The sequence below is a fragment of the Dyadobacter sp. CECT 9275 genome (assembly GCF_907164905.1).
GTDB classification, from domain to species: Bacteria; Bacteroidota; Bacteroidia; order Cytophagales; family Spirosomataceae; genus Dyadobacter; species Dyadobacter helix.
In genome coordinates, this window is the sequence record NZ_CAJRAF010000002.1 from 1,847,494 (window position 1) to 1,859,440 (window position 11,947).

Here is an 11,947-nt window from a genome sequence, read left to right on the forward strand (position 1 = left end):
AATGGCGTGAGGTCACTAGTTTATTTCATGATCTCCTTGATTCTATCAGGCCAGTGGATTGCGCCAGGATGTGAGGTGAGGTATGACGGCCTTTTTTGCATTTCAGATTCCTGGGTCTGTAAATGGGTTATTTCGGGAAAGGCGCCCGGATCATATTCCGCAAGACGCATCAACTTTATTGCAAAAACATCGGCTTCCTGCTCGTCATCAAGTCCATAACGCATCTTGGCGAGGCTGGCGATATATGCTTCTGTTTCCGAAGCGGTATCATTCTCTTTTGCCAAGCTGTCGGTATCAGCGCCCCCTTGTATCAGGTTCCATTCCGACAACCGCTCCCCGGCATGCCTGCCGATCACATGACCGATTTCATGCCCGAGAACGACGGCCAGTTGATCATCCGTTTTGAGCTTACCGAGCAATCCCGCAGTGATAAAAATCTGACCGCCCGGGAGAGCAAAAGCATTGATGGTACTGCTATCTGCGAGTATGTGAAAATCAAACTTGAATGGTAATAGGCTCGGCCTTGCCCTCGCCACAAGTTTGTTCCCCACCGATTTCACCCTTTTCCGGATCGCTTCATCCGGATGCAAACCTCCGAACGAAGCTGCCATTTGCGGAGCTGCATGCAGGCCCTTTCGGACTTCCTCCTGAGGTGTTAACGCAATGTACTGCTTTCGGCCAGTGGCAGGATTTACCAGCCTCCTACCTGAATACCATTGCAAAACTGCAAATACCACCCCCGCAAAAAGCAACAGACCAACCAGTCTTCGTATTTTGATATTATCCGATTTTGGCCAGTTCCAGTTTACCATTACTTTCCTGCCAGGCTTTAATGACCTGTGTAAGCTGTTTGTACTCAATCAGAAAACCATCATGACCATACAGTGAATCAATTTCCTGGAAACTTGCATCCGGGATGTGCCGGGCTAGAAACTGCTGCTCGGACAACGGAAATAACAGATCGGACTTGATGCCCAGCACCAGTGTTTTGGCTTTCACCAAACCAAGCGCATGCACGATCCCTCCCCGGTTACGCCCCACATTGTGCGAGTCCATGATTTTGGAGAGTACCCAATAGGAAAAAGCATTAAATCTTTTGACAAACTTATCTCCCTGGTACTGCTGATAGGACGACGCACGGAAATCATCTATCTGGTCAGGATTGTCCCGGGCCTGGGTAAAGTTGTAGGTATCATAATTGCGGTACGAAAGCAAGGCAATGGAACGTGCTGCCCGCATACCCATTGCTCCGGCAGTATCGGAATCTTCCTGAAAACTAGGGTCTGCCTCAATGGCCATTCTTTGCGACTCATTAAAAGCAACTCCCCAGGGAGAATGCACGGCGTTGGTGGCGATCAGGATAAGCTCTTCAAAAAGATCGGGTACTTCTACTGCCCATTCCAGTGCTTGCTGTCCTCCCAGTGAACCTCCGATACAGATTTTAATTCTGTTAATCGCCAGTTCCTGGCGTAATATTTCCAGAGCGCCCACCACGTCCTTAACGGTTATTACCGGAAAATCGCGGTGGTAGGCTTTGTTCGTCCTGGGGTTAACCGATAGCGGCCCTGTAGAACCATAAGCCGATCCCAACACGTTGGCGCAGACAATAAAGTGTTTTGCCGGATCAAAATATTTCCCCTCACCTACCAGCCCGTCCCACCATTCTGCCACATTGGAACTGCCCGTTAATGCATGACATACCCACACAATGTTATCATCCGCCTCATTCCGTGTTCCGTAAGTCGTATAGCTAAGTTCAAAGCCGTTAAGCTCACGTCCGAGTTCGAGCGCATAAGGATAGGGATACCTGAATATTTTTTGTTCTGCCTGCATATTTGCAAAAGCACTGGTTAAAATGTCAAATTAAATAAGAACCATCAGTCAGCGGATACCTCAGCATGCCAACAAGAAAAACCTCATCACGAGACGGAAATGTTCGTAAAAGTGACAGGTACGCAGCTAAAGCCTTACGGCTTACGGAATCATAAAATAAATTCATTTTTCGAATTGAGTTTATATCTCCTAATTGCTTAGGTGGGAATTAGCACCTTTCTCCAATGCGGTAGCAGGTTGCCAGAGGTTCGTAGAGCCCATTCTCTCGCCTCTTCTTTATAAATCAATTACTAAACAGTGCAGCAATTGACTTGATGGTACAATATTAAGGCTGGAAGCCCGAATATGCAAATATTAGTTAAAATCCGGAAAAGAATTTGCCAGAGTGTTTATCTTTGTCGCAATCTCACCACAATATATGGCTCAACATTATCGGTTCGACAGAGAAAAGGCATCGCGCCGGCCAGGTATCACTCCCCTTAAGGATGCGATAGATCAGATGCTCGAGCGTTACCACATCCGCAACCGGTTCGATCAGTCCTATGTCGTAGCACATTGGGATAAAATAATGGGAACCGCCATTGCATCCCGTACAAATAAGGTTTACATCCGGGACCGGACACTCTTTTTACAGATAGAATCGGCACCATTAAGAAATGAACTGGCCAGGGCAAAATCCAAAATCATCGAACTCATCAACCGGGAAATGAAATCGGACCTGGTTGAGGACGTGATTTTTATCTGAACTGCTGTCACGATGGCCTGTGGCTGGCAATTGCCTAATCGTTTTATCCATCCTATGACTCCAATAATAACCCCTCCCTATTTAAAACCAGGTGATTCCATCGGAATTATTGCGCCTGCCAGTGTGGTTCAGTACCAGGACCTGTTACCGGGAATTAAAATACTACAGGACTGGGGACTCAACGTTGTGGAAGGCTTTACACTTAAAACCTCCCACAACCAGTTTGCCGCCACCGACCAGGAACGCTTACAGGATTTCCAAACCATGCTCGATAATGAAAGCCTGAGTGCCATTATAGCCGCAAGAGGCGGATATGGCTGTTCCAGGATCGTGGATGAGCTGGACTTTTCCTCCTTCATCAAAAAACCGAAGTGGATCGTCGGATTCAGTGACCTTACCGTCATTTTGTCCAGAACTTTTTTGCTCGGCTATCAAAGTGTTCATGGCCCGATGGTAAAATCCATGACATTGGACGGCGCGGAAAATGCGGCTGACACTTTACGAAAAATATTGTTCGGGGAGGCTGTTCATTATAAAATTGAAGGGAGCGAACAAAACAGAAACGGAACCGCCCAAGGGCAGGTAGTTGGTGGAAATCTTTGTCTGCTGGCTCACATGATCGGCACGGGGACGGATATTGATACCAAAGGGAAAATTCTGTTCATTGAAGATGTGAATGAATACCTGTACAACCTCGACAGAATGATGATACAGCTGAAACGCTCAGGAAAGCTGAGCCACTTGGCTGGGCTGGTCATAGGCCAGTTTACAGATGTGAAGGATAATGCAGCCCCTGCTTTCGGTAAAAATATAGAAGAAATCATCCACGAGCATGTTGCGGAATTTAGCTATCCCGTATGTTATAATTTCCCGGCAGGGCATGTCGCCGACAACCAGCCGCTGGTGATTGGGGCGGAGGTCTCTCTGGAGGTTTCTGCAGAGATAGTTTCTCTCAATTTTTTGCCTGACGTAAACCATGCAGTTCAAATCTGATCACCATGCATTATTTCGAGGATAAAGTAGTATGGATCACCGGTGCTTCCTCTGGCATAGGAGAAGCTATGGCCCTGGCATTTGCCAAAGAAAATGCCAGGCTGGTACTTACGTCCAGGAGGCCCGAAGAACTGGAAAGAGTAAAAAAACTAACGGGCCTGCCCGACTCTTCCGTGCTGATTCTTCCAATGGACGTCACCCAGTATGACAAAGCAGTGCCCGCCGCCGAAACAATCGTTGCCCATTTCGGAAGGATAGACGTGATGGTGCACAACGCCGGTGTAAGCCAGCGCTCTTACATCCGGGATACCGATTTCGAGGTGTACCAAAAAATAATGAATGTAGATTTTTTCAGTACCGTTGCCATTACAAAAGCCGTGCTGCCCTATATGACCGCCCAACGAAGCGGGCAGTTTATTGTTATCAGCAGTGTGGCGGGGAAAATCGGCACCATCATGCGGTCGGGATATAATGCAGCCAAGCATGCGCTGCACGGGTTTTATGATGCTCTCCGGGCAGAGGGGTACCAGGATAACATCAGGGTTACCACTGTTTGCCCGGGCTACATCAGAACCAACATTTCGGTTAATGCCCTGGACCAGTCTGGAGGGAAATTCGGCAAAATGGACACCAACCAGGCCAATGGTATTCCGGCAGAGGAATGTGCCAGCAAAATTCTTCTGGCTGTTAAAAAGAATAAAAAGGAAATTTACATCGGCGGATTTAAAGAAGTTGCCGCAATTTATCTGAAACGTTTCTTTCCAGACCTGCTTTTTGATCAGGTAAGGAAAAACATTCCTGAATAAGCATTTAAGAATTAAATACAGTACCTTTCCAGCTATCCACCTGTTGCAAAATGTCATTCATTTCATAAACGGGTATCATTGTCTGTTAAACCCGCTCTTTTAAATGAATTGGTACGAAGAAGAAATACAATACTTGGAAGCATGTAAAAATAAGCTGACTTTTGATCCCCAGATTATTTTCTACGGAAGCTCATCCATCCGGTTGTGGACAACACTTTATGACGATTTCGTAGCGTATCTGCCGCTTAACCTCGGTTTCGGAGGATCAACGCTGGATGCCTGTACATGGTTTTTCGAAAGGATGTTACTCCCCTATCATCCAGCCCATCTTGTACTGTATGCCGGTGACAACGATTTAGGGGATGGCAGAAATCCGGACGAGGTCTGTTTATTCTTTTGCCGGTTTGTGGAGAAATTCAGACAATCGTTTCCCCACACTTCGCTAACATATATTTCTGTAAAGCCCAGCCCTGCACGGTGGCCAATTAACGGGCAAATTATGCAGACCAATAAACTTATAGCCGGGAAGATAGCAGAACTGGGCACACCCTATTATTTTCTGAACGTATATGACCTGATGGTGGAAAATAACGGGACACCCAAACCCGAATTGTATGAAGCCGACGGGCTGCACATGAACGCAAATGGTTACGCAATATGGAAGGAACTGACGTTGAACCATTTCCGTGAAAATTTAAAAATAAGATAATACCGCCTTTAAATCCATTCAGCCATTTTACCTGTTCTTTGCTTAAGAATGAGAAGAGTATATAACAAATGGTTTAGTGAATCACTCTCCAAGGAAATGGAGCTGCTGGTTTTCGGTTATTCGGGCACTCCCGTGCTCTTTTTCCCACCCCGCACCGGTCGTTTTTATGACTATGAAAACTGGGGGGTAATTGCAGCGCTGCAAAACAAAATAGAAAGGGGGTATATACAGGTTTACTGCGTGGACAGCAACGATATCGAAAGCTTTTACGCCGCAACCCATCCCGCTGAAAAAATTTCAAGGCACCTGCAGTATGAAAAGTACATTGTTGAGGAGGTGCTGCCTTACATCAGGGACAGAAACCCCTCGTCTTTCACCATATCGGCAGGCTGTAGCCTCGGGGGATATCACGCCCTCAATATTGCCCTGAAGCATCCGCTGGAGTTTACCAAGATCGTATCCATGAGTGCACGCTACGACCTCTCTCTGTCGAGCAGCACGTTTCCCAATCTGTTCGACGGCTATTACGATGAGAATATATATTACAACATGCCGAGCATGTACCTACCCAATCTTGTAGACGAAATTATACTGGAAAGTTTACGCAGAATGGATATCACTCTGGTGATCGGCAAAGAAGACCCTTTTCTTCCCAATAACATGCACCTTTCGCAATGCCTCTCTGACAAGAAAATTGATCACAATTTGTTCATTTGGGATGAAGAGGCGCATAGGCCCAGATACTGGCGTAAAATGGTGCCGATTTACTTATAATTGCATGGCAGCCGACGATTAATAACCGTAAATTACTGCCATTTCCCTGATATCGCCAGTAGCCTCCTTATCCCAGTTAACGGCATCCACCCGCTTGATATAGACAATATGCCCCCCCAGGGAAGCTGCGTTTCTTTTCACCCTGTCCATTTCTTTCCGGCTGCCGCCTTTTCTTCCATGAAAATCAGAATTACTGCCTAACGAGGAAGCAACCTCTCCTCTTTTTTTCAACCCCGTCACATCCAATGGATTAAAAGTGACTACCACTTTTTCCCAGTCTCCTTCTCCCCTGACATCCACCTTAGCAGATACCATTTCTACCATACCCGCCTGGTATATGATCCGTTCCACCTCCGGCTTTCCAACCGTTCTGATTCCTTCCACTCCCGGCTCTGAATACGCCACGCCACTTTCGGTCAGGTAGTTTACTTTCACTTTCAATTTTTCGCCATTATGCTTCACGATGATATCCTGTGCCCAAACCTGAACGGCGCACAAAAAGAGTAAAATTAAAGCCCCTAAAATTTTTTCCATAGAAACGTTACTACCAAAAGAAATACAAATAAAGCATAAAAAGTCTCGTAGTACAGATTCTATACTCTTTTATAATTACTTTGAAAAATTAATCCATTTTTCAAGAGCAAACACACTGATTTAAAGAGTCTTACCAAATAATAATTGTTCAGGAATTATATTTTTCTACCTGAATCTTTGTTTACATTTGCATCAAATTCGTTCAAACCCTCGTTTTTATAAAATCTTTAATGGAAAAAGTAATAGTAAAAATTCTCAAAATAATCCTAGCATCTATCTTATTTATAGCAGGCATTCTTACTTCCATTTTACTATCCCCTTTCATCTTTTTTTCCTGGCTCTCAAAGGTGCTGAACAGCCATGAAAACCTACCGGAAGGAGAGGATGAAAGGTCGCTGGAATAACTTGAAGTATGCTGGCCCCCGTATTATCATGGCAAAGACACTCGCCTGCGCATCACGCCGGAGGGATTCGCTTTAGCTATTCCAATGGAAAACGGGCAACCGTGCAGCATGGATTTGCATCTCACCGGTAACAGAAGAAAGGCCCCCGGAGGGGTAATAATGAGAGCGCAACAATACCCCGTTATCCTGAATCAGGGTTCGAGCCGAGACAGAAAGCGTTCATAAACGGAGCCTTTCACGCCGAGAAACTGATTCGCTTCTTCCTCGGAATAAACGACCTTTCCCATCTCGTAAAAGTCAGGATATTTATTATAGGGATAAGGTTCAAATTTAATCCGTGCCGGGAACAGAGCATGGGTGACGACGTTCTCCTGTAAGGCTCTTTTAACGTGCATCACCGGAACGACTGACCCAAGAATAAAAAGACCAATGATCGGGTAAGAAATTTTGTGTTTGTACCAGCCGGGCTGTTGACTGATCCATGCTGAGAACTTATTGACCACAAAGAGCGATAGAATAACCATCAGCGGTACGCTGCCTCTGAGGAACCAGTCGTTCCATCTGCCCATCCGGAACAGAGAAACCGCTATCAGCATCACAAAAATGCCGCATATGAGTACGGCATAGGGTCCTTTATGCAGCTTTAGGCGAATTATAATGGTAAGAAGTATCAGGACATCCACCAAGACTCCAAAAAAATACTGGTACGCTATCTCCTTGAAGGGTGCAAATTTCCAGACAAAACCGTTGACAACGGAGCCTCCGCCAGAAAGAAAAAAGAAGAATGTGGGAATGAAGATAATACCCGGAAAGATAATCTGCCGTAAAACCTGAAAACTGATAAATGATTTTATCCGGCTCAGATAATGATAGGCGAGAATACCCGAAAAGATCAAAACCAAAATTACTGACGGGAATATACCCCATGTAAAAATGGAAATTATAAAAAGAAAACTACGCTCCGGCCTTTTTTCAAAAACAAGATCATTAAAAAGGACTGAACAAACAATAATTACCGGAATCAGCTGATTGGGAGCCCATTGTGCCTGATATAACACCGGCCAGAGTTCTATAAAAAAAGGAGGAACCTGGTAATCAAGACCGGCTACCTGTATGAAAATCACTTTGAGCAAATGACCTATGCCACCAAGAGACATAAACAGGGCAACGGCGAAAAAGGAGCGCAAAGAAATAATATATAGCCAGCACATTCCAAGGAAAAAGCCTAATAATGCCCATATGAACAATGCCTCGTCAGATACATGTCCGAGCATTTTGGAGAGCAACGCAGGAGCCAGAAAAAAACCGAAATAGTGACAGGCCAGCCTGCCATTCTCCTGAAAAACAACCGGCCAGGAGTGGCTGAACAGGGTATAATATTTGGAATTGTGCGCCCAATAGTCTAGGATCTGAAAACAATAACCACCTATCCCCGAATAGGCTGTAAGAAACAGGGCGAGTATTCCCAAGGTCAACAATTCTTTCCCTGATAACTTTTTTGCGTCATCCTTCAAACCTCCCTGCGTATTAATATATGCCGCATAGATAAGTCCCACAGCCAGAATGACTGCAAGCGGAAACCTGAACCACCCCAGATAAAAGATCAGATTGGGTAATAACAAATATCCCAGGCTAAGATTTCGGAGTACAATTCTGGACATAGATTTAACCTTTTAATCATATAATTCTCCCAACTTATTCTTACCGATCATACGAGGGTTAAATTTTAACTAATTCTACAACAAAGTACTACAATTTAACTTTAATTTTTCTACAAATCATAAAATTTTACCTGTCCAACAACTAACTATGCCGCCTCTTATGAAACTAAGCATAGTCTTTCTAATCCGGCTGGTTTTTCTCAAGAATTTATTTACCGGGACACGGACCTTTAAAGACAAAATTGTGACAAAATAGGAAATCGCATAGTAATACCTGGCACGCAGTTTCTTTTGTTAAAAGATATAACCTTGAATCTTAATGAACCGAAGAAAATTTATTGCGCTTAGCACAGTTTCTACGTGCACTTTTTCGATGACCCGTTTTTCGAGTAAAACGTTGCAATCTGACCCAGGGAAAATTCCGGGTTGGCTCGTTGAATTAATTAAGACTAACGACAAAGGGCTGGAATCCCTGCTTGGCTACCAGATCACCGACCAGACGGATATAAATTTCGGGGGCGTCAAAGATTATCAGGATATCCTTAATCCGCACAGCACAGCAGCGATTATACAGGCAGGTGCTTGTTCTCTTTTCTCGGATTCCTCTGAATTCTACAATTCGGCACGAGTTATAGATGCCCTGGCAGCAGCAGCAGGCTATCTCGTAAAAACCCAGCACAGCGACGGGACGATAGACCTTCTTTCTACCAATTTTCATTCCACACCAGATACCGGCTTCCTTGTAAAAAGGCTGTCCAACTCCTATTCCCTTTTAAGCAAAGCGAACCCTCCGGGTGTGGAAAAGATATTAGTACCTTTAAAAAAATTCCTTCAAAAAGGTGGCGAAGCGCTCATTTCAGGCGGAATACATACCCCCAACCACAGATGGGTGGTTTCTGCTGCACTTACCAAACTCAACGGCTTATGGCCCGACCCACGTTACGTGGAACGCGCCGAACAATGGCTGGGAGAACATCTGGATATTGATGCGGACGGCCAGTTTAATGAAAAAAGTACATTTATCTATTCGCCCCTCACCGACCGCCTGCTGATCACCATAGCCAAAGGATTAAACAAACCGGAAATTTTTGATGCCGTAAGGAAAAATCTCAGCATGACTATGTTCTACATGCACCCTAATGGAGAAATCGTTACGGAAGCTTCGGGGAGACAGGATAAAGCCATTGTAGGCACGCTCGAAAACTACTATTACCCTTACAGGTATATGGCACTCAAAGACGGAAATGGGGAATTTGCTGCCATGTGCAAACGCATTGAGGAAACTGCTGGCCAGAAAATAAGAGGTTCGCTGGATTATCTGCTGGACGACCACACACTCTGGAGGCCGCTTCCTGCGAGCAAGGCTTTGCCCGTTAGTTATGCCAAACCGTTTCCAAACTCGGGCCTGGTTCGGATTCGGAGGAATAACTGGGATTCCACCATTATTGCCAAAAACGCGGTGTGGCTGACATATATGAACGGGAGTGCCGTGTTACAGGGTATCCGGTTTGCATCTTCATTTTTTGGAAAAGGTCAGTTTAAATCAGAAAAAATCAACGAAGAAGGAAACAGGTGGGTACTCACCCAAAAACTGGAAGGGCCCTATTACCAGCCATATCCGAAAGCCTCCATTTCACCTGATGGCGACTGGGAAAAAATGCCACGAGAAAACCGTCCCCAGAGCGAAATACAGGTGCTCGAAACCACTGTTACCATCCGCGAAATGGACAAAGGGCTGGAAATAGAGATATCCTCCAAAGGAACGGACCGCGTACCGGTTGCCATTGAACTTATTTTCAGGCAAGGCGGAGTATTAGCGGGGGTTGTAAAAGCTGATCCCGACAAAGATCAGTGGCTTTTAAAGGAGGGCACAGGTACGTACACATCAGGTTCGGACACGATCACTTTTGGACCGGGAACTGCACTTCATAAAAATATAGCCCTGCGCGGATCGCTTCCGGCCATGGACGCACCAACCGTTTATCTTACGGGTTTTACCCCTTTTCAGCATACTTTGAAAATTTCCTGAGATACTTAATTCTCCCGGGGTTACCTGCCCCGGGAGAAAATGCAGGCAAATCCTCCCGTTGCAGCTAAAATCATCTTATATGCCTGATTATCAAATAGAATTATTCATTTCAATTTGTTAAATTTGATATTGTAACGCTATTTGATACAAAACAAACCGGTGCTGATGATGAAAAGATTGTTATTGCTGCTCCTGGTTTCAATGCCTTTTGCGGGTGTTGCCAATTTTTTACTGATCCCCATGGATCATTCCCAGACCAATCATTTAAAAGCATACGGGCTCGCATATATATTGCTAAAAGAAGAAGTTGATGTGGATTGGCTGCTTAACTACCGCGGAGGGAGTTTTATGGTCCGGTATACCAAAACAGCTGAAAGGGAATGTAAACTGAGGGCGATATCCTACGAGGTATTGTCAGATGCCGCCGGAGGGGAAATTACCAGTGGGATCGAGCATCCCAATGTGAATATGAGCACCGTAAAACTTCACAAAGCCGCAAAAATTGCAGTTTACTCCCCTATTAAGATCAGCCCGTCGGAGTTCGAGAATACCGATGCGGTGTTATTGGTCCTAAAATACGCCGAAATCCCGTTTGACGTTATTTATGATGAAGAGATACTTAAAGGGGAATTACCTAAATACGACTGGCTGCACCTGCATCATGAGGATTTCACCGGGCAGTTTGGCCGCAATCTCAGAAGAACAACCGAGGTCGATATCAAAGCACAGGAAGCCATTGCCAACCGGCACGGGTTCAGGAAAGTTTCTCAGATGAAACTGGCCGTAGCCAAAGCTATCAAAGCGTTTTGTGCGGGGGGCGGTTTCTTGTTTGCGATGTGCTCAGGTGCAGAAACTTTTGACATTGCCCTGGCGGCCGAGGGAATAGATATTGTGGAGAATCTGGATGGGGACGGTGTGGATCCTCAGGCCCAGTCCAAGCTGGACTTTAATAAAACTTTTGCATTTCATAATTTCAAATTACAACTGGACGAATACGACGGAATGGCCTTTTCCAACATCAATTCTTCCGCAGGAGGCAGATTCTGGGATGGTGGAAACGAAGACTTTTTTTCCATTTTTGACTTTTCAGCCAAATGGGACGTCATACCAAGTATGCTGGTACAGAATCATGAACACCTGATCCGCGAATTTTTTGGACAAACCACCGCATTTTCAAAACAGACCGTCAAACCGAACGTCCTGATCATGGGTAATAGTAACCGCTCCGACCGTTACATTTATGGCGAACTCGGGCGCGGGCAATGGACGTTTTACGGGGGACACGATCCCGAAGGACGGGGGGGCGGTGGAAGGAGGATGCCCACCGACCTGAATCTTTACCCGAATTCTCCTGGTTACCGGCTTATCCTAAACAATGTTCTATTTCCGTCGGCAAGGAAGAAAAAGCGTAAGACCTAAAAGCAAAAGCGCGGATGCAGTACCCACGCTTTTGCATTCG

At 45.4% G+C, this 11,947-nt stretch carries 12 protein-coding genes and 1 riboswitch; of the genes, 8 read left to right on the forward strand and 4 right to left on the reverse strand.

The genetic code is table 11. The features are described 5' to 3' along the window. Positions 1-20: 20 nt before the first annotated feature. Together KOE27_RS15480 and KOE27_RS15485 are read right to left on the reverse strand one after the other, a co-directional pair. Positions 21-812, reverse strand: a complete 792-nt coding sequence (locus KOE27_RS15480; protein WP_215239762.1) for a M48 family metalloprotease — start codon at positions 810-812, stop codon at positions 21-23. Continuing rightward, complete coding sequence (locus KOE27_RS15485; protein WP_215239763.1) at positions 781-1,833, reverse strand: homoserine O-acetyltransferase family protein; 1,053 nt, start codon at positions 1,831-1,833, stop codon at positions 781-783. The genes KOE27_RS15480 and KOE27_RS15485 overlap by 32 nt, the downstream gene beginning before the upstream one ends. A 177-nt stretch (positions 1,834-2,010) precedes the next feature. Then, a riboswitch (SAM riboswitch) is annotated at positions 2,011-2,118 on the reverse strand. Positions 2,119-2,251: 133 nt separating this feature from the next. On the opposite strand from KOE27_RS15485, the gene KOE27_RS15490 reads away from it, so the two are divergent. From KOE27_RS15490 to KOE27_RS15510, 5 genes are all read left to right on the forward strand, one after another. Then, positions 2,252-2,578 carry a DUF721 domain-containing protein gene (locus KOE27_RS15490; RefSeq protein WP_215239764.1) on the forward strand — a complete coding sequence of 109 codons (327 nt, stop codon included), beginning with the start codon at positions 2,252-2,254 and terminating at the stop codon, positions 2,576-2,578. Between the two features lie 54 nt (positions 2,579-2,632). Then, positions 2,633-3,571: a S66 peptidase family protein gene (locus KOE27_RS15495; RefSeq protein ID WP_215239765.1), complete on the forward strand. Its 939-nt coding sequence runs from the start codon at positions 2,633-2,635 to the stop codon at positions 3,569-3,571. A gap of 5 nt (positions 3,572-3,576) precedes the next feature. After that, positions 3,577-4,377 (forward strand): SDR family oxidoreductase, encoded by an 801-nt coding sequence (locus tag KOE27_RS15500; RefSeq protein ID WP_215239766.1) that lies wholly within the window; start codon positions 3,577-3,579, stop codon positions 4,375-4,377. Between the two features lie 103 nt (positions 4,378-4,480). After that, on the forward strand, positions 4,481-5,086 hold the full coding sequence (locus tag KOE27_RS15505; protein ID WP_215239767.1) for a GDSL-type esterase/lipase family protein: 606 nt from the start codon (positions 4,481-4,483) through the stop codon (positions 5,084-5,086). 48 nt (positions 5,087-5,134) lie between these two features. Continuing rightward, entirely contained in the window at positions 5,135-5,860 is a 726-nt protein-coding gene (locus KOE27_RS15510) for an esterase family protein (RefSeq protein ID WP_215239768.1), read from the forward strand. An 18-nt stretch (positions 5,861-5,878) separates the two neighbouring features. Here the strand turns inward: KOE27_RS15510 and KOE27_RS15515 are convergent, their stop codons facing one another. Then, entirely contained in the window at positions 5,879-6,394 is a 516-nt protein-coding gene (locus KOE27_RS15515) for a hypothetical protein (protein WP_215239769.1), read from the reverse strand. Positions 6,395-6,624: 230 nt separating this feature from the next. On the opposite strand from KOE27_RS15515, the gene KOE27_RS15520 reads away from it, so the two are divergent. Continuing rightward, positions 6,625-6,798: a hypothetical protein gene (locus tag KOE27_RS15520; protein ID WP_215239770.1), complete on the forward strand. Its 174-nt coding sequence runs from the start codon at positions 6,625-6,627 to the stop codon at positions 6,796-6,798. A gap of 191 nt (positions 6,799-6,989) precedes the next feature. On the opposite strand, the gene KOE27_RS15525 is transcribed toward KOE27_RS15520, so the two are convergent. Next, positions 6,990-8,459 (reverse strand): hypothetical protein, encoded by a 1,470-nt coding sequence (locus KOE27_RS15525; RefSeq protein WP_215239771.1) that lies wholly within the window; start codon positions 8,457-8,459, stop codon positions 6,990-6,992. A 319-nt stretch (positions 8,460-8,778) separates the two neighbouring features. On the opposite strand from KOE27_RS15525, the gene KOE27_RS15530 reads away from it, so the two are divergent. Then, positions 8,779-10,488: a hypothetical protein gene (locus KOE27_RS15530; RefSeq protein ID WP_215239772.1), complete on the forward strand. Its 1,710-nt coding sequence runs from the start codon at positions 8,779-8,781 to the stop codon at positions 10,486-10,488. Positions 10,489-10,656: 168 nt separating this feature from the next. Continuing rightward, complete coding sequence (locus tag KOE27_RS15535; protein WP_406566868.1) at positions 10,657-11,907, forward strand: asparagine synthetase B; 1,251 nt, start codon at positions 10,657-10,659, stop codon at positions 11,905-11,907. Positions 11,908-11,947: the final 40 nt, after the last annotated feature.

Excerpts from the sequence above, each read along its gene's own strand:
- KOE27_RS15480 (WP_215239762.1), bottom strand. The coding sequence starts at position 812 with ATGGTAAACTGGAACTGGCCAAAATCGGATAATATCAAAATACGAAGA.
- KOE27_RS15505 (WP_215239767.1), top strand. The coding sequence starts at position 4,481 with ATGAATTGGTACGAAGAAGAAATACAATACTTGGAAGCATGTAAAAAT.
- KOE27_RS15490 (WP_215239764.1), top strand. The coding sequence starts at position 2,252 with ATGGCTCAACATTATCGGTTCGACAGAGAAAAGGCATCGCGCCGGCCA.
- KOE27_RS15525 (WP_215239771.1), bottom strand. The coding sequence starts at position 8,459 with ATGTCCAGAATTGTACTCCGAAATCTTAGCCTGGGATATTTGTTATTA.
- KOE27_RS15500 (WP_215239766.1), top strand. The coding sequence starts at position 3,577 with ATGCATTATTTCGAGGATAAAGTAGTATGGATCACCGGTGCTTCCTCT.
- KOE27_RS15485 (WP_215239763.1), bottom strand. The coding sequence starts at position 1,833 with ATGCAGGCAGAACAAAAAATATTCAGGTATCCCTATCCTTATGCGCTC.
- KOE27_RS15535 (WP_406566868.1), top strand. The coding sequence starts at position 10,657 with ATGAAAAGATTGTTATTGCTGCTCCTGGTTTCAATGCCTTTTGCGGGT.
- KOE27_RS15520 (WP_215239770.1), top strand. The coding sequence starts at position 6,625 with ATGGAAAAAGTAATAGTAAAAATTCTCAAAATAATCCTAGCATCTATC.
- KOE27_RS15515 (WP_215239769.1), bottom strand. The coding sequence starts at position 6,394 with ATGGAAAAAATTTTAGGGGCTTTAATTTTACTCTTTTTGTGCGCCGTT.
- KOE27_RS15495 (WP_215239765.1), top strand. The coding sequence starts at position 2,633 with ATGACTCCAATAATAACCCCTCCCTATTTAAAACCAGGTGATTCCATC.
- KOE27_RS15530 (WP_215239772.1), top strand. The coding sequence starts at position 8,779 with ATGAACCGAAGAAAATTTATTGCGCTTAGCACAGTTTCTACGTGCACT.
- KOE27_RS15510 (WP_215239768.1), top strand. The coding sequence starts at position 5,135 with ATGAGAAGAGTATATAACAAATGGTTTAGTGAATCACTCTCCAAGGAA.